Annotated in this window: 17 protein-coding genes and 6 tRNA genes; 9 read left to right on the top strand and 14 right to left on the bottom strand. The window is 72.8% G+C overall.

Features of this window, described 5'->3' with window-relative positions:
• Positions 1–26: 26 nt before the first annotated feature.
• Positions 27–98 (bottom strand) — tRNA-Val (locus tag ACWEFL_RS10620).
• Positions 99–153: 55 nt separating this feature from the next.
• On the bottom strand, positions 154–621 hold the full coding sequence (locus ACWEFL_RS10615; protein ID WP_451710189.1) for a TIGR02611 family protein: 468 nt from the start codon (positions 619–621) through the stop codon (positions 154–156).
• Positions 622–910: 289 nt separating this feature from the next.
• Here ACWEFL_RS10615 and ACWEFL_RS10610 point away from each other — a divergent pair, with 289 nt between their 5' ends.
• Together ACWEFL_RS10610 and ACWEFL_RS10605 are read left to right on the top strand one after the other, a co-directional pair.
• Positions 911–1,324: an SsgA family sporulation/cell division regulator gene (locus ACWEFL_RS10610; RefSeq protein WP_003959770.1), complete on the top strand. Its 414-nt coding sequence runs from the start codon at positions 911–913 to the stop codon at positions 1,322–1,324.
• 188 nt (positions 1,325–1,512) lie between these two features.
• Positions 1,513–2,070: a CGNR zinc finger domain-containing protein gene (locus ACWEFL_RS10605; RefSeq protein ID WP_451710188.1), complete on the top strand. Its 558-nt coding sequence runs from the start codon at positions 1,513–1,515 to the stop codon at positions 2,068–2,070.
• A gap of 143 nt (positions 2,071–2,213) precedes the next feature.
• On the opposite strand, the gene ACWEFL_RS10600 is transcribed toward ACWEFL_RS10605, so the two are convergent.
• Both ACWEFL_RS10600 and ACWEFL_RS10595 read right to left on the bottom strand, forming a co-directional pair.
• The gene (locus ACWEFL_RS10600; RefSeq protein WP_451710186.1) at positions 2,214–2,366 is read right to left on the bottom strand and encodes a hypothetical protein; all 153 of its coding nucleotides are present in this window, start codon (positions 2,364–2,366) and stop codon (positions 2,214–2,216) included.
• A gap of 175 nt (positions 2,367–2,541) precedes the next feature.
• Positions 2,542–3,000 carry a hypothetical protein gene (locus ACWEFL_RS10595; RefSeq protein WP_451710184.1) on the bottom strand — a complete coding sequence of 153 codons (459 nt, stop codon included), beginning with the start codon at positions 2,998–3,000 and terminating at the stop codon, positions 2,542–2,544.
• Positions 3,001–3,204: 204 nt separating this feature from the next.
• On the opposite strand from ACWEFL_RS10595, the gene ACWEFL_RS10590 reads away from it, so the two are divergent.
• Positions 3,205–3,717: a DsbA family protein gene (locus ACWEFL_RS10590; protein WP_451710182.1), complete on the top strand. Its 513-nt coding sequence runs from the start codon at positions 3,205–3,207 to the stop codon at positions 3,715–3,717.
• Between the two features lie 265 nt (positions 3,718–3,982).
• Here ACWEFL_RS10590 and ACWEFL_RS10585 read toward each other — a convergent pair whose 3' ends face one another.
• From ACWEFL_RS10585 to ACWEFL_RS10575, 3 genes are all read right to left on the bottom strand, one after another.
• Positions 3,983–4,822, bottom strand: coding sequence for a GNAT family N-acetyltransferase (locus tag ACWEFL_RS10585; RefSeq protein WP_451710180.1), 840 nt, complete (start codon positions 4,820–4,822; stop codon positions 3,983–3,985).
• Positions 4,823–5,112: 290 nt separating this feature from the next.
• Positions 5,113–5,943 carry an aminotransferase class IV gene (locus tag ACWEFL_RS10580; protein WP_451710178.1) on the bottom strand — a complete coding sequence of 277 codons (831 nt, stop codon included), beginning with the start codon at positions 5,941–5,943 and terminating at the stop codon, positions 5,113–5,115.
• The gene (locus ACWEFL_RS10575) at positions 5,940–7,043 is read right to left on the bottom strand and encodes a chorismate-binding protein (protein WP_451710176.1); all 1,104 of its coding nucleotides are present in this window, start codon (positions 7,041–7,043) and stop codon (positions 5,940–5,942) included. The genes ACWEFL_RS10580 and ACWEFL_RS10575 overlap by 4 nt, the downstream gene beginning before the upstream one ends.
• 233 nt (positions 7,044–7,276) lie before the next feature.
• On the opposite strand from ACWEFL_RS10575, the gene ACWEFL_RS10570 reads away from it, so the two are divergent.
• The 5 genes from ACWEFL_RS10570 to ACWEFL_RS10550 all read left to right on the top strand — a co-directional run bounded on the left by ACWEFL_RS10570 (position 7,277) and on the right by ACWEFL_RS10550 (position 7,799).
• Positions 7,277–7,349 (top strand) — tRNA-Gly (locus ACWEFL_RS10570).
• A gap of 36 nt (positions 7,350–7,385) precedes the next feature.
• Positions 7,386–7,459, top strand: a tRNA-Cys gene (locus tag ACWEFL_RS10565).
• Position 7,460: 1 nt separating this feature from the next.
• Positions 7,461–7,532: transfer RNA gene (locus ACWEFL_RS10560), tRNA-Val, on the top strand.
• Between the two features lie 21 nt (positions 7,533–7,553).
• Positions 7,554–7,625: transfer RNA gene (locus ACWEFL_RS10555), tRNA-Val, on the top strand.
• A gap of 99 nt (positions 7,626–7,724) precedes the next feature.
• A tRNA-Val gene (locus tag ACWEFL_RS10550) sits at positions 7,725–7,799 on the top strand.
• A 64-nt stretch (positions 7,800–7,863) separates the two neighbouring features.
• Here the strand turns inward: ACWEFL_RS10550 and ACWEFL_RS10545 are convergent.
• The 3 genes from ACWEFL_RS10545 to ACWEFL_RS10535 form a co-directional block, all read right to left on the bottom strand.
• A complete protein-coding gene (locus tag ACWEFL_RS10545; RefSeq protein ID WP_451710174.1) occupies positions 7,864–8,145 on the bottom strand; it encodes a TFIIB-type zinc ribbon-containing protein in 282 nt (93 codons plus the stop codon).
• A gap of 67 nt (positions 8,146–8,212) precedes the next feature.
• Positions 8,213–9,187, bottom strand: coding sequence for a phosphotransferase (locus ACWEFL_RS10540; RefSeq protein ID WP_451710173.1), 975 nt, complete (start codon positions 9,185–9,187; stop codon positions 8,213–8,215).
• 291 nt (positions 9,188–9,478) lie between these two features.
• Positions 9,479–9,685 carry a hypothetical protein gene (locus ACWEFL_RS10535; protein WP_451710171.1) on the bottom strand — a complete coding sequence of 69 codons (207 nt, stop codon included), beginning with the start codon at positions 9,683–9,685 and terminating at the stop codon, positions 9,479–9,481.
• 752 nt (positions 9,686–10,437) lie between these two features.
• Here ACWEFL_RS10535 and ACWEFL_RS10530 point away from each other — a divergent pair.
• Positions 10,438–11,676, top strand: a complete 1,239-nt coding sequence (locus ACWEFL_RS10530; RefSeq protein ID WP_451710169.1) for a serine/threonine-protein kinase — start codon at positions 10,438–10,440, stop codon at positions 11,674–11,676.
• Positions 11,677–11,944: 268 nt separating this feature from the next.
• Here ACWEFL_RS10530 and ACWEFL_RS10525 read toward each other — a convergent pair whose 3' ends face one another.
• The 4 genes from ACWEFL_RS10525 to cbiE all read right to left on the bottom strand — a co-directional run bounded on the left by ACWEFL_RS10525 (position 11,945) and on the right by cbiE (position 20,007).
• A complete protein-coding gene (locus tag ACWEFL_RS10525; protein WP_451710167.1) occupies positions 11,945–12,754 on the bottom strand; it encodes a TrmH family RNA methyltransferase in 810 nt (269 codons plus the stop codon).
• Positions 12,755–12,908: 154 nt separating this feature from the next.
• Complete coding sequence (cobA, locus tag ACWEFL_RS10520; protein ID WP_451710165.1) at positions 12,909–14,159, bottom strand: uroporphyrinogen-III C-methyltransferase; 1,251 nt, start codon at positions 14,157–14,159, stop codon at positions 12,909–12,911.
• Positions 14,160–14,662: 503 nt separating this feature from the next.
• Positions 14,663–18,433 carry a nicotinate-nucleotide--dimethylbenzimidazole phosphoribosyltransferase gene (gene cobT / locus ACWEFL_RS10515; RefSeq protein ID WP_451710163.1) on the bottom strand — a complete coding sequence of 1,257 codons (3,771 nt, stop codon included), beginning with the start codon at positions 18,431–18,433 and terminating at the stop codon, positions 14,663–14,665.
• 347 nt (positions 18,434–18,780) lie between these two features.
• A complete protein-coding gene (gene cbiE, locus ACWEFL_RS10510) occupies positions 18,781–20,007 on the bottom strand; it encodes a precorrin-6y C5,15-methyltransferase (decarboxylating) subunit CbiE (protein ID WP_451710161.1) in 1,227 nt (408 codons plus the stop codon).
• Positions 20,008–20,127: the final 120 nt, after the last annotated feature.

Genomic DNA, 20,127 nt, shown 5'->3' with positions numbered 1-20,127 from the left:
GATGCGGCTCCCCGCCCCCGTATGCGTGGGCGATACTGGGATCGAACCAGTGACCTCTTCGGTGTGAACGAAGCGCTCTCCCGCTGAGCTAATCGCCCGGGAACGCAGCGCAAACATTACCGCATGTCAGCGGTGCTCCCGACAGGGATTCGCTCACTCCTCGATCTTCCACGGCATGACGAGGCCGAACTTCCAGAGGTAGATCCCGGCCAGCACCACGCAGATCACGACGCCGACCGTCGTGAGGATGATGTTCCGCCGCCGGACCCTGGGATCGAGCGCCCGCTGGGCCGCCTCGGTGACCTTGCGCTTGGTCCATCGCAGCACCAGCTGGGCCCAGACGAACTCGGTGGCCCAGATCGCCATACCGCCGAAGATCACGAACCAGCCGGGTCCGGGGAGCACGAGCATCGCGACACCCGCGCCGACCACGGCGAGACCGACGAGGAAGACGCCGACCTGCCAGCTCAGATGAAGCGGCTTGGAGCGCTTGATGAAGTGCGGCGCCCGGGATCCGAGCGGCGCCTCCGGCTTCGCGTCGTTCCCGGAGTCCCCGTGAGCGTCACCCTGCACGTCCCCCTGAGCCGCGTCGGCGCTCTCTTTCGCGCTCTCCCCCGCCATATGTTTCCCCGCCCTCCTGTCCCCCGCCGTGACATCCCCCGCCACGGGAGCCGAGGCCGTTGTTCCGAGGGCCTCTCCCCGCTCACTCTCCGCATTCATGAAGGTAAACCTACCGGATTGGAGCACGTCACCGGAATGGCCGTATAACAGAAGGTAATGCACCGCCGGACGAGCGACATGAAGGATCACAAAACGGTCAGAGGGGTTTACAACGGCACCGTAGGTGGCATGTCGATTTCGCCGACGTGCGAATCCCCGAGCGCACACTGAGCGAAAGGCCCTGGCGCTTATGAACACCACGGTCAGCTGCGAGCTGCACCTGCGCCTCGTTGTATCGAGCGAGTCTTCACTGCCTGTACCCGCGGGCCTGCGGTATGACACGGCCGATCCTTATGCCGTGCACGCCACCTTCCACACCGGAGCCGAAGAGACGGTCGAATGGGTCTTCGCCCGCGACCTTCTCGCCGAGGGGCTTCACCGGCCCACCGGCACGGGCGACGTCAGAGTCTGGCCCTCCCGGAGCCACGGCCAAGGCGTCGTCTGCATCGCGCTCAGCTCCCCGGAAGGCGAAGCACTGCTCGAAGCCCCGGCGCGGGCCCTTGAGTCGTTCCTGAAGAGGACCGACGCGGCGGTGCCACCAGGCACCGAGCATCGCCACTTCGATCTCGACACGGAACTCTCGCACATCCTGGCCGAAAGCTGAGCCAGGCCGAGAGCTGCACGGCGCCGTCCGACTCGGGGAGACGGCGCCGCGCGGACAATCACATATGGCGGACTTCGGCGCCGTCACCGCGTATTCACGCGGTGACGGCGCCGATGCGTGTCCGACCGAGCCGCTAGAGTCAGCGCAATTCGGCGGGCACCGGCCCGCAGCAGTCCATGGAGCGAATCGTGCTGATCCCTCACGACACCCGAATTGCCCTCGACATGGTCGTCGACTTGCTGAACACGGCACCAGAGGGCGACCGGACCGACGGGCTGGGGGATGTCGGCGCGTTGGACGAATTCGTCCGGGCGCACTCCATCAGCGATGTGGGCGAGCTGAGCGCCCGGGATCTCCAAGCGGTACATGGGGTACGCACCCGGTTCTCGGACATCTTCACGGCTTCCGAGAGCCGGGTGGCGGCGGAACTCGTCAACGAACTGGTGGCGGCGGCGGGCACCACCCCCCAGCTGACCGATCACGACGGCTACGACTGGCATGTGCACTACTTCGCGCCGGGCGCCTCCGTCGCCGACCATCTCGCGGCCGACGGCGGGATGGCGCTGGCCTTCATCGTCGTCGCGGGTGAGCAGGAGCGGCTGCGGCGCTGTGAGGCCCCGGACTGCGGCCGGGCCTTCGTCGACCTCTCGCGCAACCGCTCCCGCCGCTACTGCGACAGCCGTACCTGCGGCAATCGGCTCCATGTGGCGGCGTACCGCGCGCGGCGCAAGGAAGCGGCGGGCTGAGCCCCGCCGGCCCGGCCGGGCCCGCCGCGGGCCCGTGCCGTCGTCGCTGTCGCCGTCGTCACCGCTTACGCCGTTTCCTTCGTATCCGTCACTCTCGTCGTTCTCGTCGTTCTCGTCGTCGTTCGTCACTGACGGGCCGCCCTTCACAACAGGAAGAGATCGTGGACGGCGGCCATGAGCAACAGCACGCCGATGACCGTGAGGAAGATCATCAGGGGCGGCTGGGAGAGCGCGAAGAGACAGCCTCGCGGCTCTTTGGTCGGCGTGGGGGGCTTACCCCGGGAGGTATCGAGCATCTCGGGGTGATGATGACGCAGAGCCGACCCCGATGATCGAACAACACACATGCCGACGAGGGGAGTTCATCGAAATCCGGGCCCTCGTCTCACGTACTGAGAAGGTCCGGCGCCCGGCTCCGATCGCGCCGGACGGCCGGAATCCGCTTCGACGGCCCGGATCGCGCCGAACGGCTCAGATGCCGTGCTTCTTGAGGATCGCCTCGATATCGCTGAAGTCGTCCGAGGCTCCCGTGCCGGACGCCTTCGGCTTCGCGGCGGGACGGTCGCTCCCACGGGCCCCGCCGCCCGCGCCGAGTGAGGGCGCGGACGCCGTGGGGGCCACGGCCGCGCGCTCCGCCGCCCGCGCCGCCTTGCGGTCCTTGCGGCTGGTGATGCCCTTGCGCCGTTCGACGGCGCGGGTCGCCAGGAACAGCAGCCACGCTCCGCCCAGCAGCCCGAATCCGACCCAGGCGGTCAGGCTGAACGCGGTGTCGACGGCCCATTCGACGGCCCCGGTCAGGACCAGGCCGATCGGGATCAGGGAGTAGGCGGCGATTCTGGTCGCGGTGAGGAATCGCTTGCGGTACGCCGTGATCGCGGCGATGCCCAGGCCCGCCGCGGACACCGCGGAGCAAATGGTCTCGGCAATCATCCGGGCCTCCAGCCTTCGGCGGGCATGTGCGTTTACGTCCCTTCCATCCTGCACCGACCCAGGGTGTACGGGCCATGTTCGCGTCCCACTTCAGGGAGATCTCCGGGACGGCCTCCTCCCCAGGTGCGAGGTCGCGGACCGCCGGAACGATCACGGTCCGTCCCCCGCTGGTCCGTCGCGGCCCCCGGCTGGGAGACTTGTCCCATGAGCGACTCCACCACCGCCCGTCCCGTCGTCCTCGACGTCTGGTGCGAACTCCAGTGTCCCGACTGCCTTACCGCACTCGGCGATGTGCAGGCCCTGCGCGAGCGCTACGGCGACCGGATCGAGGTGCGGCTGCGGCACTTCCCCCTGGAGAAGCACCGGCACTCCTTCGCCGCGGCCCAGGCCGCGGAGGAGGCGGCGGAACAGGGGCAGGGCTGGGCGTACGTCGAGGCGGTGCTCGGGCGGGTCGAGGAGCTGAACCGCGGGGGCGAGGCTGTCCTGCTGGACGCCGCACGCAAACTGGACTTGAACGCCGACGAGTTCGAGACCGCGCTGATCGACGGCCGACACATCCTGATCGTCGACTCCGACCACGCGGAGGGCAAGGCGATCGGCGTGACCGGCACCCCGACGTACGTCATCGGCGGCGAGCGCCTCGACGGCGGCAAGAGCCAGGAGGGACTGCGGGCCCGTATCGAGGAGATCGCGGACCGGCTGCTGACCACCGGGTAGGCCCGCACCCGCGTTCAGGGGTACGCACGCGCGTTCTCGGGCGCGCCCGCGCGTACGGGTCGGCCCGCGGCCGCCCGACCCTGCCGGGCGGGCTCACCAGGCGGGCTCACCGGAACCGGGTGGTGCCCGGCGCGCCCCGGGCGAGCGGGTGGCGGAGGTCCCTCAGCAAGGGCCCGCTGACGTGCGTCCCCTTTCGCGACGCCGTCCGAGCCGGCCGCGGGCGTCGCCCGGCAGAAGGGCCGGCGGCCGGATCCGCCGTAACCGCTCAGAGGAGTTGTTTGACGGAGTTGACGGCCGTCGTCCGGTAGCCGAGCGACTCATAGAGCCTCAGCGCCGGGGTGTTGCCCGCGAAGACGTGCAGGCCGAGCAGGCGCGTCCCGGCCTCCAGTGCGCAACGTTCGGCGTGCAGCATCAGGGCACGCCCGTATCCGCGTCCCCGCCGTTCCTCGGCGACCTCGACGTCGTACACGTACGCGCCCCGCTCGCCGGGGAGGACCTCGCTCCGTCCGAGGAAGAGATGCCCGGCGATTCCGTCGCCGTCGAGGAGGACCTCCATCCGTACTCCAGGGGTGGCCTGGCCCTCGGGCAGGAGGGCGCGGTGGTCGCCCTCCGACTTGGCTCGGGCCTCGTCGGGCGAGAGGCCGCGTTCGATCCAGTTCCGGGCGTACGTCTCCACGGCCCTCACCCGCCACGCCCGGAACTCGGGCTCGGTCATCGGCCGGGCCCGTACGCCGGCGGGCGGGGCCGGCGGTTCCGCGTCGAGGTGCTTGAGCATGTTGCGACCGCGCTCCACGTAGCCCAGGACGGTGGCGAGGCGGGTGGCGGCGACCGCGTCCGGCGGCACGGACACCTGCACCCGGCCGCAGCCCCAGCCGCGCAGCACCTCCTCGGCGGCGAGCGCCGCCACGGTGCCCCTGCCCCGCCGCCGGTCGGCCTCGTCGATCCGGAGCGAGCGGATCGTGCCCGCCGGCGGGCGGAACGTGGGCAGGGTGGCGATCTCGATCGCGCCGACGGGACGGCTGTTGACGCAGACCTCGTAGCCGCGCGACCGCGCGCCGTCGGCCTCCTGCTGGAGCGGCCCGGTCGGCCGCAGGGTGGTGGTCATCAGGGGTGTTCTACCCAGTCGCGGGGCCGCGCGTCACGCGGTTTCACGGAGCCGGGCGGCGCGCTGGCGCTGTGACCGGAAACGTTCGCCGGCCGCGACGCCCTGCTCCCCCTGGGCCCTGCGGCCCGGGAGGTACCCCCATGCTGGGCCCTGCGGCCCGGGAGGTACCCCCACGCCGCGTTGCCGGACCGCGCGAGTACGGCGAGTACGAGCCGCGGACCTCCGCCTCGCACCGCACCGGACGCCGCGGGCCCACGGCAAACCTCTCCGGCCACAGCACCAGCGGATCCTCACGGGATCCTCGGGTCGGGGTCGGCCGCCGCGCGTTCGTCGAAGACCCGCATTGCCTTGGCCGTGACCGGACCGGGAGCCTCGTCCAGGACACGGCCGTCGATCCGGTGGACCGCCTGCACATCACGGAGGCTGGAGGTCAGGAAGACCTCGTCGGCCCGCTCCAGCACGTCGAACGGCAGCTCGGTCTCCCTGGCCCCGGTCCACTCGACCGTGAGGGCGCGGGTGATGCCCGCGAGACAGCCGGAGGAGACGGGCGGGGTGTGCAGTTCGCCGTCGACCACGACGAAGACGTTGGAGCCGGTGCCCTCGCAGAGCCGCCCGGCGGTGTTGGCGAAGAGCGCCTCGGACGCGCCCTGCCCGGTCGCCCTCGCGAGGGCGACGACGTTCTCCGCGTACGAGGTGGTCTTCAGCCCGGTCAGCGCGCCGCGCTCGTTGCGGGTCCAGGGGACGGTGATCACGGCGGTGGTGTCGGGGCGCCGGCCGCTCGTGCCGAGCGCGACCACGAGGGTCGGGCCCGCGGTGCCGCGGTCGGAGCCGAGCGGGGAGAGCCCTCCGGTGTAGGTGATGCGCAGCCGTCCCCGTTCCGTCGGGTTGGCGGCCAGTACGGCGGCGCAGGCGTGGCGGACCTCGTCATGGTCGGGTTCGGGGAGCCCGAGGCCACGGGCGGAGCGCGTCAGTCGTTCGAGGTGGAGGGTGAGGGCGAATGGCTGTCCGTGCGTGGTCTTGACCGTCTCGAAGACCCCGTCGCCGACGGTGAGACCGTGGTCGAGTACGGACACCCGGGCTTCGTCGGCGTCCTTGAGCCCACCGTTGACCCACAGTTTCATCGTCTGACCGGTCCTTCCGCGCTGATCGTCTCGTACGCCGTCGTGTGCGCCCCCGGATACGCTCCGGCGTCCGCGCCCGACGCTATCGCTAGGAGTCTGGACGCCTTGAGTTCGGTCTCGTCCCATTCGCGTTCGGGGTCGGAGCCCCAGGTGATTCCCGCGCCGGCGCCGAATCGCAGCATCGGGCCGGCCGGGTCGGTGCGGTCGATCCAGAAGGTGCGGATGCCGACGGCCAGCTCGCCCGTGCCGCGGTCGGCGTCGACCCAGCCGATGCCCCCGCAGTACGGTCCGCGGGGCACGGGCTCCAGCGCGTCGATGATCCCGAGGGCGCTGGACTTGGGCGCTCCGGTGACCGAGCCGGGCGGGAAGGTGGCGTCGAAGAGGTGCCGCCAGCCCGCTTCGGGGCGGAGTTCGCCGCGTACGGTCGACACGAGGTGGACCAGTCCCGGATGGGCCTCGATCGCGCACAGCTCGGGCACGGTGACGGTGCCGGGGGCGCAGACGCGTCCCAGGTCGTTGCGGACGAGGTCCACGATCATGACGTTCTCCGCGTGGTCCTTCTCCAGCAGGTCGGCGGGGGTGCGGCCGGTGCCCTTGATCGGGCCGGACTCGACGGTGACGCCGGTGCGGCGGAGATACAGCTCGGGCGAGGCGGTGGCGATCTCCACTCCGTGGCCGGGAAGCCGAATCGTTCCGGCGTACGGGGCGGGGTTGCCGCGCGCGAGGAGCGCGGTCAGCGCGTCGACGTCGGCGGAGTCCGGGGCGGGCAGCGGCGCGGACAGCACGCGGCAGAGGTTGGCCTGGTAGACCTCGCCGGTCGCGATGTACTCGCGGACGCGGCGTACGCCCGCGACATAGGCGTCCCGGTCCAGCGACGACGTCCACCGCCCGGCGTCCGGCCCGCGCCACCCTCCGGGTACGGGCGCGGGCACCGGTTCCGTACGGACATCGTCGAAGCGGGCACACGTCAGACCGCCCTCGAAATCGGCCGCGACGGCCCAGAACCCCGTGGAGTCGAGTGCCGCGGGGTCGTCGGTGACATCCCGGAGGCCGGTGGCGATCAGCTGCCCGAAGCGGGCCAGCGGAGGGAGGCGGTGCACGTCTGCGAGTCTATGACCGGCACGGATGCACGGCAGACCCGTACCGGAAGGGCGCCGAAATGGCGACGGGCGGATGAAGGACGGGCCGGTCAGGGGCGTCCGGGAGGCGTCGGGCGGGCCGCCGCGGCGCGAACACACCTCAGCACGCTGCGGAAACGCGTTTTTGTGCTGGCCCGGTAATCCGCTAGAGTTCAACACGTCGCCGGGCCGCTCACGCGGTCCGGAAACGACAGGCGGACGTGGCTCAGTTGGTAGAGCATCACCTTGCCAAGGTGAGGGTCGCGAGTTCGAATCTCGTCGTCCGCTCGAAGTTGGGGGATCTTCCCGAACCCCCGCACTCCGGGTGGAGTGGCCGAGAGGCGAGGCAACGGCCTGCAAAGCCGTCTACACGGGTTCAAATCCCGTCTCCACCTCCAAGGACGATTAGCTCAGCGGGAGAGCGCTTCCCTGACACGGAAGAGGTCACTGGTTCAATCCCAGTATCGTCCACTGGATCCAGCCGGATTCTCAGCGCGATTAGCTCAGCGGGAGAGCGCTTCCCTGACACGGAAGAGGTCACTGGTTCAATCCCAGTATCGCGCACGCATATGCACCACAGGCGGTGTGAGCCGCCGGAATCGTCCGATCGACCGGGTCTGCCGTGGAGGAGGCCGGGTCTGTTCGATCCTCGGTTCCGATCCCGCGCGATTAGCTCAGCGGGAGAGCGCTTCCCTGACACGGAAGAGGTCACTGGTTCAATCCCAGTATCGCGCACCAGCGGGAAGCCCCGGCCGTCGGACGGCCGGGGCTTCTTCATGTCGCCGCCGGATTCAGCAGCCGCTCAGGACGAGAAGAGCATGCGGCCGAAGCCCTTGTTGCGGTGGTGGCCACCGTGGTGCCCGCCGTGGTGCCCCGCGCCCCAGGCGGGCGCCGGAGCGGCCGGATACGCCTGGGGGGCCGGCGGCGCGGGCGGAGCCTGCTGCGTCCACTGCGACTCAAGGCGGGTGAGGGCCTCCAGCTCGCCGTAGTCGAGGAATATCCCCCGGCAGCCGCTGCACTGCTCGATCTGTACGCCATTGCGATTGTATGTGTGCATCGCCGCGTGGCACTTGGGACACTGCATCGTTGGGCTCAGCTCCTCGCCGTTCGGTCCACACCGCCGGAATACGGGTCCGGCGGACGGGATCAGCCTACGACGGAGGCGCGGACTCCAACTCCGGTGGGAGAGCGGCGATTCGGGCACAGGCGTCCAGCACGGCCTGATCCACCTCATCCGGTTCGCGCTGTTCCGCGGCGGCCTTCACGAGGGAGAGGGCAGCGGTCTGGACGGTCAGGGCGCGGGCGGGGACGTCGAGTTGGGCCCAGGGGTCGCCGTGGGCGATCGCCGGCCCCCGCGCGGCCCGGTACGCGCCGAGGAATCGTGCCCAGATCTCCGGGGACAGCAGTCCGGCCGCGTACCAGGCGGCGGGGCGGGCCAGGTCCCAGGCCGGGTCGCCCAGTCCGAGGTCGTCGACGTCGATCAGCAGCCAGGGGCCGGCGGGGGCGGGATGGCGGACGAGTTGGCCGAGGTGGAGGTCGCCGTGGCAGAGGAAGGCGCGCCGGGGGGACGGGGCCTCGTCCCGTGCCCAGGCGGGCAGCCGTGCCCAGGCGCGCTCGATGTCCGCCACGGCCGGGTGTGCGCCCGCGACCGCCCTCATCCGCGCGAGGGCGCGAGCCGCCTTGGCGGGCCCGCGCATGGGTGGGAGCGGCCCCGGCAGGGTGGCGGGGCCGACGGAGTGCAGCCGGGCGAGGAGCGCGGCGGCCTCTTCCCAGGGGGCCGCATCGGGGTCCGCCGGGTCGACGGGCACACCGTAAGGCCAGGTGGTGACGGGTCCGCGGTGCGCGTTCCGCGGGAGCGGCGGCGATGGCGGGGTGAGCGGTGGGAGCAGGATCCCGGCAAGCCGGGGGTGCGCGGCGACCGCGAGGCGGGCGCGGTGTCCTTCGGGGTCGGTCTCGGGGTCGTGCGCTTTGGCCACGGCGGGCCCGTGCCGTACGACCACCCCGTCCGCCCGCTCCGCGAGCACGTCCTCGGTCTGCTCACAGCCCGCGCACGGCCGGGCCGCGCGGTGGCGGTGCGCCGCGTCCCGTGCCGCGCCGGCGAGCAGGTCCACGATGGTCGCGGTCATGTCTTCTCCCCCGTACGCGTCCGTCTCCGTCAGGGAGCGTACGCGCGGTACGACCGTCGCGGTGGAGGAGCCGGGCCTCGCGCTCCGGCGCCGGTGTCCGCCGTGACGTCCGTCCTCGGACGGCGTACGGGCTGGAATGACGGGGGGCCGCCGGCCAGGAGCCGGGCAACGCGATGGCCGGTCAGCTCCCCAGCTGACCGGCCATTGCTGCCGTCCGCCGCACCCCCGTCCCCACGGGGTTATGGCCGGATGTCCCCGACCCGGACCGCTCTTCCGGGTCCGGGGCGCCGCTCAGCGCCCCAGCATCACGCCCACGGACGACGCCTGTGTCACTACTGCGTCCCAGCCTCCGAAGACGAAGAGCAGCAGTGCGGCCAGGGGAAGTACCATCGCCGTCGCCACCAAGGGGTGACGGCGGCCGGACGGACGGCCGCCGAACGCGGCGGAAGCCCTGCGTCCCTGCGTGCGGATCATGGTCCGCGTTGCCGTATCCGCCATGGTTCCTCTCCTGTTCGTATAAGAGCGGCGGGTGTCTGACCTCGGGGGACGAGTGCTGCACCCGCCGCTTGACCACAACTTTAGGTTTCCGGCGGCCCCTGGTCGTCATGCCCGCGTACCGATTCCCGGGCCTCCCGGAGGATGAGCCACCGCCCCGGTGCGTACTCCCCTGGGTGGAGAAACACCGCCGGGACTTGGGGGTTTCCCCGAGGGGAGGCCCAAAGGCGGCGGCCGGGACGCGCCCAGGGGCGGTTCCGCCCGGCCCGGACCGTCCCGGTCTCCCCCCGGATCCGCCCCGCCCGCCCGGCGCCGACCCGGCCGCCGCCGGACAGCTCTCCGAGCGGTGACTTCGCTCACTTCCGCCGTCCGTCGGCGCGCGGCCGTCGCCGCACGGCGGCCCGCCCGGCTTGCCATGACTTCGCCCGTACGCGTGGTCTGGCCGACGCGAACGCCGGCTCCGGCCGCCCGGCCGGCGTCGAGTCAACCGCCCTGCCGTGAGGCTCCGTTGGCGACTCCACACGGCCGGGGAGACGGGATCCGGCGTCCCCCGACCGCGCTTCGCGATTCCCGCCGCGCGCCGACAATCGTTCGGCGCGGGAGGGCGCGGCCTATGAGCGCACCGGGGCGGGGATACGTAAGCTGTGCCACGTCAAAACGGACGATCGGTCCCAGGCCGGTCGGGCAAGCGGAGTGGGGCCTCCACACCGTGAGATATGGGGTGGGGCCTCCCCACCGTAGGCAGGGGACGGACAATGGCGATGATGCGGCTCCGGCGCGAGGATCCGCGTGTCGTCGGCTCGTTCAGGCTGCACCGGCGGCTCGGAGCGGGCGGCATGGGCGTCGTCTATCTGGGCTCCGACCGCCGGGGCCAGCGCGTCGCGCTGAAGGTGATCCGGCCCGACCTGGCGGAGGACCAGGAGTTCAGGTCCCGTTTCGCGCGCGAGGTGTCGGCCGCCCGGCGGATCCGCGGCGGGTGTACGGCACGGCTGGTCGCCGCCGACCTGGAGGCCGAACGGCCCTGGTTCGCCACGCAGTACGTCCCCGGTCCCTCCCTGCACGACAAGGTCGCGGAGGAGGGTGTGCTCCTGGCCGCCGAGGTGGCCTCGATCGGGGCCGCGCTCTCCGAGGGGCTGGTCGCGGTGCACGAGGCCGGTGTCGTCCACCGGGACCTGAAGCCGTCGAACATCCTGCTCTCCCCCAAGGGCCCGCGCATCATCGACTTCGGAATCGCCTGGGCGACCGGGGCGAGCACCCTCACCCATGTGGGCACGGCGGTGGGCTCCCCCGGCTTTCTCGCGCCGGAGCAGGTGCGCGGGGTGGCGGTCACCCCGGCGACGGACGTGTTCGCGCTGGGGGCGACACTCGCGTACGCGGCGACCGCGGACTCCCCCTTCGGGCACGGCGGTTCGGAGGTCATGCTGTACCGGGTGGTGCACGAGGAGCCGCACCTCCAGGGGGTACCGGACGCTCTCGCCCCGCTGCTGCGGGCCTGTCTGGCGAAGGATCCCGAGGAGCGTCCGAGCACGCTCCAGCTCTCGATGCGGCTCAAGGAGATCGCGGCCCGTGAGGCGCAGGGGCTGTCGGAGACCAGGACTCCGGCCCAGCGGGACCGGATCGAGGTCGACCGTCCGACCTCGCGGTACACCGAGCAACTGGACCGTACGGAGCGGTTCGATCGGCCTTTCAGGACCGAGCGCGGTGAGCGCCGTACGGCCGGGGGTTCCGGGCCGCGTCCGCAGCCGTCGCGCACCGGCGGCTCGTCCGGTACGGGCTCCTCGCGGACCGGCTCGCCCCGTACCGGTTCCTCGCGCCCCCAGCCGTCGCGTGGTTCCTCCCGTACGAACGGGCGGCAGGGAACGCGTCCGGGCGTCCGGACGACGTCGACCGGACGGCGGCCCGCCAACCCGAGGCTGCTGCGGCAGCGGATCATCGTCTTCTTCGTCGTCACGCTGATCGTGGCGCTGGGCATCGCGGCGGCACAGCAGCTGTAACGGGAGCCGTCGCCTCGGCGGCGACCGCGCCGTTCCGGAGCGCGGTGACCGCCTCTGGTCTCAGACTCGCCGGGGTCGATCCGCGCCCGTCCTCGTGGCGGGCGGCCCCGAAGCGGGGAACGCGGTCATGCCCTACGGCACCCGCACCTACACCTACACCTACACGACACCTGCACCTATGCGTGCGTCGGTGCACAGGGGCACACCCGGGCGGCGGGCGGAACGGCCCGGCGGGCCCTCATGGCGCCGGGCCGGTTCGCCGGGATCGTCACGGCCGGGTCGCGTAGAAGGCGACGGCGGACGCGGCGGCGACGTTGAGGGAGTCCACTCCCGCGGCCATGGGAATGCGCACCCACTCGTCGGCGGCGCGGAGGGCGTCAGCCGTCAGTCCCTCGCCCTCGGTGCCGAGCAGGAGCGCCAGTCGGCCGATGCGGCGGGCGGCCAGTTCGTCGAGGGTGATCGAGTTCTCGGCGAGGCAGAGAGCGGCGGTCGTGTAGCCGTGCCTCCGGAAGAGATCCATGTCCTCGGGCCAGGATTCGAGCCTGGTCCAGGGCACGGAGAAGACGGCTCCCATCGAGACCTTCACCGACCGCCGGTACAGCGGGTCGGCGCAGCGGGGGGTGAGGAACACGGCGTCGACGCCGAGTGCCGCCGCGTTTCTGAAGGCGGCTCCCAGATTCGCGTGGTCGACGATGTCCTCGAAGATGGCGGCGCGCCGGGCCGAGCCGGGCGTGAGCAGGTCGTCGGCGGACGGCAGCGGCCTGCGCCCCATGGACGCGAGCGCGCCCCGGTGCACGTGGTAGCCGGTGACGCGTTCGGCGAGTTCCGGGCTCACCGCGTACACCGGGGCCGGGCTCTCGTCGATGACGTCCCTCATGACGTCGACCCACTTCGCGGAGAGCAGCATCGACCTCATCTCGTAACCGGCGTCCCTCGCCCGTCTGATGACCTTCTCGCCCTCGGCGATGAACAGGCCCTCGGCGGGTTCCCGCTTTCGGCGCAGTTCGACGTCGGTCAGGCCGGTGTAGTCGCGCAGACGGGGGTCGTCGGGGTCCTCGACGGTGATGAGATCAGCCACAGGGTGATACTGCCTTCTCCTGGGTGCGGTGCCGACGCCTCGGCCGAGCCGGTCACTGATGGTCACGCCACGGGGATGGCGGGATCCGATGGACATCCGGGCATGGGAGCGCGATCGCCGCACGGCGATCGCGCCCGCCGGTCACGCTCCCAGGTCACGCTCCTCGACCGTGACGCCCGCCGACGGTGACGACATCGCCGATGACGATGACGGCCGGGGGGCGTACGTCCTCGGCGGTGACGGTGTCCGCGACGGTCGCGAGGGTCGCGTCGACGCGTCGCTGGGCCGCCGTCGTGCCCTCCTGGATCAGGGCCACCGGCGTGTCGGGGGCGCGACCGTGCTCCATCAGGGTCCGGGCGATCGCGCCGATCTTGTCGACGCCCATCAGGACCACGATCGTGCCGCGCAGTCGCGCGAGTGCGGGCCAGTCCACGAGCGAGCGCTCGTCGTCCGGGGCGACATGGCCGCTGACGACGGTGAACTCATGGGCGACCCCCCGGTGGGTGACCGGGATGCCGACCGCGCCGGGGACGCTGATGGAGCTGGAGATGCCGGGGACGACCGTACACGGGATGCCCGCCGCGGCGAGCGCCTCGGCCTCCTCCATGCCCCGCCCGAAGACGAACGGGTCGCCCCCCTTGAGCCGTACGACCGCCCTGCCCGCCTTGGCGTGCTCGATCAGGGCGTTGTTGATGGCTTCCTGGGCCATATAGCGGCCGTACGGGATCTTCGCGGCGTCGATCACCTCGACGTGCGGGGGGAGTTCGTCGAGCAGATCGCGCGGGCCGAGGCGGTCGGCGATGACGACGTCCGCCTCGGCGAGCAGCCTCCGGCCCTTGACCGTGATCAGGTCGGGGTCGCCGGGGCCGCCGCCGACGAGGGCGACGCCGGGTGCTCTCGTACGGTGGTGGGGCGCCGCGATGGTGCCGTCGCGGAGTCCTTCCACGACGGCGTCCCGCACGGCGGCGGAGCGGCGCGGGTCCCTGCCGTGGACATCGGTCGTCAGGACGGCGATCGTGACGCCTTCGGACCGGCCGGTGGCCGGGGTCCAGGCGGTGGCCGCGTTCGCGTCGTCGGAGCGTACGCACCAGGTGCGGGTCCGCTCGGCCTCGGCGGAGGCGCGTTCGTTGGCCTGGGTGTCGGAGGTGGCGATGAGGACGTACCAGGCGTCGGCCAGGTCTCCCTCGGTGTACCGGCGGCGCTCCCAGCGGATCTCGCCCGCGGTGGCCATGGCCTCGACGGAAGGGGTCGCGGAGGGGGAGACGAGCACGATGTCCGCGCCGGCGCCGACGAGCGCGGGCAGTCGGCGCTGGGCGACCTGTCCGCCGCCGATGACGACCACGCGCCGCCCGGAGAGCCGGAGCCCCACGGGGTAGGCGGGGTGCGGGTGCGCTTGCTCGGCCATGGTGGTGCGGCTCCTTCGGGCGTTCCGGGGTACGGCGCACGGTGGCGCGGTGGCGTCGAAACGCCTGGTGGGGGCGGTGCGATGAGGTGTCTCGCGGCCACTTTACGGTGCGGCCGAGACGTTTCTCCCATCCCGTCGGCCCTTTGCGGCGACTCCGCCCCGGCCCCGAAGGGGGTCCGGTTGCCCAGGGGCTCCGCTCTGGACTCGTACGGCCTTCGGGGCTTCGTACGCCCACGGCACGCCGGTTGGCTCGGGCCCACGGAGAGCGCCGGGCTCCCCGACGCGGGGCCGTCCTCGGACGCCGGCCGGTCTGTGGGCACCCGGACAGGCGGCCCGGAGGAGCAGTGGCGCTGCCGCGACCTCGTGGCGCGGTTCGCCGGCGCGCCCCCGCCCCGGCCCGGATCGCCGGCCGGGCCGGGGATGACCGGCCCCGCCGTCGGTCGAGGCGGGGGTCCGGTGCGGAGCCTCTGGGATGGGAGGGGCTGGGCGCGGCGTGGCGTGGGCTACTTCTCGGTGACTCCCGCCGAGTCGAACGTCGCCACCTCGTGCATCGCCCGCGCCGCGCTCTGCACCACCGGCAGCGCCAGCAGCGCGCCCGTGCCCTCGCCGAGGCGGAGGTCCAGGTCGACCAGGGGGCGGAGACCGAGCTTGTTGAGGGCGGCGACATGGCCGGGTTCCGCACTGCGGTGTCCGGCGATGCAGGCGGCCAGCGCCTCGGGGGCGATCGCGCGGGCCACCAGCGCGGCGGCTCCGGCGGAGACTCCGTCGAGGATGACCGGGGTGCGCAGGGAAGCGCCGCCGAGGATGAGGCCGACCAGGGCCGCGTGCTCGAGGCCGCCGACCGCGGCGAGGACGCCGACGGGGTCGGCGGGGTCGGGCGCGTGGAGTTCGAGGGCACGGCGGACGACGTCGACCTTGCGGGCGTGCATCTCATCGTTGATGCCGGTGCCGCGGCCGGTGATCTCGCCGGGGTCGTCACCGGTGTAGACGCAGATCAACGCGGCGGAGACGGTCGTGTTGGCGATCCCCATCTCGCCGGTGATCAGGGCCTTGTTGCCCGCGGCCACGAGATCGCGCGCGGTCTCGATGCCGACCTCGATCGCGGCGAGCGCCTCGTCCCGGGTGAGGGCGGGGCCGGTGGTGAAGTCGGCGGTGCCGGGGCGCACTTTCCGTGGCAGCAGGCCGGGGGTCGCGGGCAGATCGGCGGCCACGCCCACGTCGATGACGCAGACCTCGGCCCCGACCTGGGTGGCGAAGGCGTTGCAGACCGCTCCCCCGCCGAGGATGTTGGCGGCCATCTGGCCGGTGACCTCCTGGGGCCAGGCCGTGACGCCCTGCGCGTGCACCCCGTGGTCGCCGGCGAAGACCGCGACCGCCGCCGGTTCCGGCACGGGCGGCGGGCACATCCGGGAGAGCCCGCTCAGCTGTGCGGAGATGATCTCCAGCATGCCGAGGGCGCCGGCGGGCTTCGTCATCCGCTTCTGGCGCTCCCACGCCTCGCCGAGCGCCTTCGCGTCCAACGGACGAATGTTGGCGACGGTCTCCTGGAGGAGGTCGTGCGGCTCCTCGCCGGGCAGGGCGCGACGGCCGTACGTCTCCTCGTGGACGACCCAGGACAGGGGACGGCGCTTGGACCAGCCCGACTGCATCAGCTCGGGGTCCGCCGGGAACTCGTCGACGTATCCGACGCAGAGGTATGCCACGACTTCGAGGTGTTCCGGCAGCCCGAGGGCCCTGACCATCTCGCGCTCGTCGAAGAAGCTGACCCAGCCGACGCCGAGGCCCTCGGCGCGTGCGGCGAGCCAGAGGTTCTCGACGGCGAGTGCCGAGGAGTACGGGGCCATCTGGGGCTGGGTGTGCCGGCCCAGGGTGTGCCGGCCGCCGCGTGTCGGGTCGGCCGTGACCACGATGTTCACCGGGGTGTCGAGGATCGCCTCGATCTTCAGTTCCTTGAACTGCTTGGCCCGGCCCTTCGGCAGGGACTTCGCGTACGCGTCACGCTGACGGAGCGCCAGTTCGTGCATCGCGCTCCGGGTCTCGGCGGACCGGATGACGACGAAGTCCCACGGCTGGGAGTGGCCGACGCTGGGCGCGGTGTGGGCGGCTTCCAGGACGCGCAGCAGCACCTCGTGCGGGATGGGGTCGCTGCGGAAGCCGTTGCGGATGTCGCGGCGCTCCCGCATCACGCGCAGGACCGCCTCGCGCTCGGCGTCGTCGTAACCGGGGGCGGGCGAGCCCTGGGCCGCGATCGGCTCGGGTTCGGACTCGGGCTCCGGGGCGGGCTGGGGCTCGGGCACGGGGAGGGGAATCGGCTCGGCCTTCTCGGCCGCCTCCACGGGGTCGGGCTCGGCCACCGCGTCTCCCGTCGGCGGCGTCGGCTCGGCCTGCTGCACGGGAACGGCCTGCTGTACGGGGACGGCCTGGGGCCGCGGTTCGGCTGCGGGCTCCTCCGCCGTGGGCTCCTCCGCTGCGGGTTCCTCCGCCGCGGGCACGGGCTCGGGTTCGGTCTCCGGTTCCCGTACGGCGGCCGCCGAGGCTTCCTGGCCGGCGGCCGTGGCGGCGACGGCGACCGGCTCCGGCTGCGCCTCGGGGGCGGCGGCCGGCTCGGGGGCCTCGGGTGCGGGGGCCGGGACCGGCTCGGGCCCCGCCTCGGACACGGTTTCGGACTCGGGCCGCGGGTCGGCTCCGGCCGCGGCCTCGGCCTGCGGCTCGGGCTGAACCTCGGCCTGGGCCACGGGAGCGGGCTCGGCCACGGGCTCCTCCGCCCCGATCTGCTCCGGGGCCTCCTCCGCTGACGGCTCCACGGTCGCCGGAGCCTCCTGCGCGGGTGCGGGCACGCCGGGCACTGCCTCGGGCACCGGTACCGGTTCGCCCTCGGCGACGGACCCGGATCCGGGCTCGGGCTCGGGCTGGGACACGGCCTCGGGAACGGTCTCGGCGACGGGGTCCGGCGCGGGCGCCTCCGGCTCGGCCGGGACCGCCTCGGCGCTCGGGGCGTTTCCGGCGGTCTGTGCGTCGGGAGCGGCCTGAACCAGCTGAACGGCCTCGACGGCTTCCGGGACGACCGTTTCCGCCGCCGCCTGCGGCGGTTCCTCGGTCTGCGGAGCCTGTGCGTCCCAAGGGGCGCCCGCCTGCGGCGGGATCTCCCCGAGCTGCGGCCCCTGCGGTACGGGCACGGGCTCATCGGCCGGAACGTCGAGGTACTCCGGACCGAGGGTGGGCGGTCCGGCGCTGTTCTGCACGGTCAGGGGATGCGGGGGCACACCGGCGGGTCCACGATCGGCGAGCGAGCGCACGACACCACCCGAGGTGTCCGGCAGGGGCGGACCCATGTGCAGCGGACGCCGGGGAGGCGGTGGCGCGGAAGCGGGCCCGGCGGGGGGCGCGGGCTGTCCGGCGACCGGGGCCCCCGTCGCGGCGGATGCTCCGGGAGCGGTCCGCACAGGGTCACCCGCGAGCTGGTCGCCCACGGGCCCGTCGGCGGCCTGAGATTCGGCGACGGGCTGTTCGGTGGCGACGGAGGTGTCCGTGCCGGGTGCGGTCGGTGCTGTCGGTCCGGTGATTGGCTGTATCACCGCTACCGGAGCGGCGAGTCCGGGCGCTGCGCCGTCCGGCGCGGCACCGAGATCCGGAGAGCCGAGATCCGTCGGAGCGACCAGCTCGGGCGCGGCCACGACGTCCGTCGCGGTGGCGAGTTCCGGCCCGCCCTGTTCCGGTACACCGCCGACGCCGGTCGTGCCGCCGCGGTCCGGGGAACCCAGGTCCGCGGGAGCGGCGAACGCCGGCCCCACCGGCAGCTGCACCTGAAGCAGTTCGGAGACCTCGGCCTCGGGCTCCGCGCCGGGCTGTTCGACGACCGCCACCGGAGCCGCTGTCACCGTGGCCGCCACCACCGGGGCGGCCGGAGCCGCGGCGGGCGCGGCGACCGGAGCGTGTGCCGTCCCGGCGGTCGGCGCTGCGACGGGAGCCTGTGCCGTCCCGGCGGTCTGGACGGCATGTCCCGCGTGCACGGCATGTCCGGCATGGACGGGCTGCGGCTGCGGGCGGTGCTGGACCTGCTGAGCCTGCTGAACCGGGGTTGTGGCCTGCACCGCCTGGGGGTCGCTCCACGCCCCCTGCGCCCCCGGCATCAGCAGCAGATCGTCCTCTTCGGCGGTGTGCTCGGAGGGGCCCAGGAAGGTGTAGGCGTCGGGACCGGGCGCGCCCGATCGCTGCTCCACCACGCCTGCGTTCTCCGGCAGCCCCTCGCCCGGGATCTGACCGGTGTCAGTCATGCGTACCCCTCGCCCCATCGCTTGTCATCCTTCGCCCATCGCCCGGACGCCCGATCGCGGCACTCCCGACGCCCGTCAACAAGAACGAGCGCGCGCGCCACGCGGCACGACGGCCCAACGGGCTACCGAGCATTCTCGCGGCCGTCAGCGCCTCGTGACAGGGAGATCCGCCACGGTCGGCTGTGGGCTGCGCCACGTTGCGCGTTCCCCGGTCACGACGTACCACATACCGGAGTCAATGCGACACTCGTTTTCCGGTTTTCCCGGACATTGCCGAACGAAGCGCTGACACGTCCCAGTGCGGTACAACGGTCGGTCAGCCTACCTTCCACCACTGACATCGGGGGTCACGGGGCGGCGCGTTCGGGGTGGCTGCCGGAGAGCAGGAAGGCGACGGAACGCTCGCGTTCGGACCATCCGCGCGGGTCGAGATCCACGGACTGGAGCAGCGCGCATTCGACGGCGTAACCGCCGGCCGCGAGAGCCGCGCTGATCGCCTCGGCCTCGTCGCGGCTGGAGGCGTGCGTGACGATACGTTCCGGCCGCCGGTCGGCGCAGGCGGCGACCACCGGGGCTCCGCCGCCCCCGATGCGTACGACGTCGGGTTCGGGCAGCCGCTCCAGCACCTGCGGTGCGCGCCCGTTCACGACCTGGACCTGAACGCCCGCGTGCCGGGCGGCGGCGTCGGTACGGGCGCAGGCGGCGGGGTCCGCGTCCACGGCGATCACCGCGGCGCCGAACCGGGCGGCCTCGGCGGCGAGCGCGCCGCCGCCGGAGCCGATGTCCCAGACGAGGTCGCCGATACGCGGCCCGAGGCGGGCCAGTTGGGCCGCGCGCAGCGGCGCGGACTCGCCCTCGCCCGGTGTGTCGGGGCCGTACGCCTCCGGGGGCAGCGCCCAGCCGCGTACCGGAGGCGGGAAACCGGGCTCACGGCCCGCGATCCAGCCGCCGGTCCGCACGGAGTGGATTCCCGCGCCGCCGATGGCGATCACCACATTGGGGTCGCGCCAGGCGTGGTCGGCGGCCTTGTCGGAGGTGAGGACGGTGACCTGTTCCCTGGCGGTGCCCAGTTCCTCGCAGATGACGAAGGTGCGGTGGACTCCTTCGAGCAGCAGAGCCAGTTCGGCGGGGCCCGCGCCGGGTGAGGTGAGGACGGCGACCTTGGGGTGCGCCCGGCACACATTGACGGCCCGGCGCAGGGTGCGGGGGTGGGCGACGACGATCTGGGCGTCGTCCCAGGGCATTCCGGCGCGGGCGAAGGCGGCGGCGACCGAGGAGACCGCGGGCACCACCTCGACCTCCAGCCCGTGTTCGGGGGCGCGCAGGGTACGGACGACTCCGAAGAACCCGGGGTCGCCGTCGGCCATGACGACGGCGCTGCCGCGGTGTCCGGCGATCCTGCGGGCGGCGAGGTCGACGCTGCCGAGGCGGATGCGTTCGGCTCGCTCCGGCACCTCGGGGAGGGCGAGATGGTGCGCCGCCCCTGCCACCAGAGTGGCGGCCATGAGGGCGGATCTGGCCGCTGCGGTGAGAGGCGAACCGTCCCAGCCGATCACCGTGACGCGGTCGGCCATGGTCGTCAGTCTCCCTGGTGTTGTCGCAGGTGGGGGCTGCCGGCGGGGACGCGGGCAGGCTGAGATTACCTGGGGCGGGCACCAACTGAATCAGTTGACGGCCGTGGCGTGCCACCGGAT

This window comes from Streptomyces sp. NPDC004838 (genome assembly GCF_053600955.1).
The sequence above is the reverse complement of the archived record's forward strand: the minus strand, read 5'-3'. Positions and strand labels throughout refer to the sequence as shown.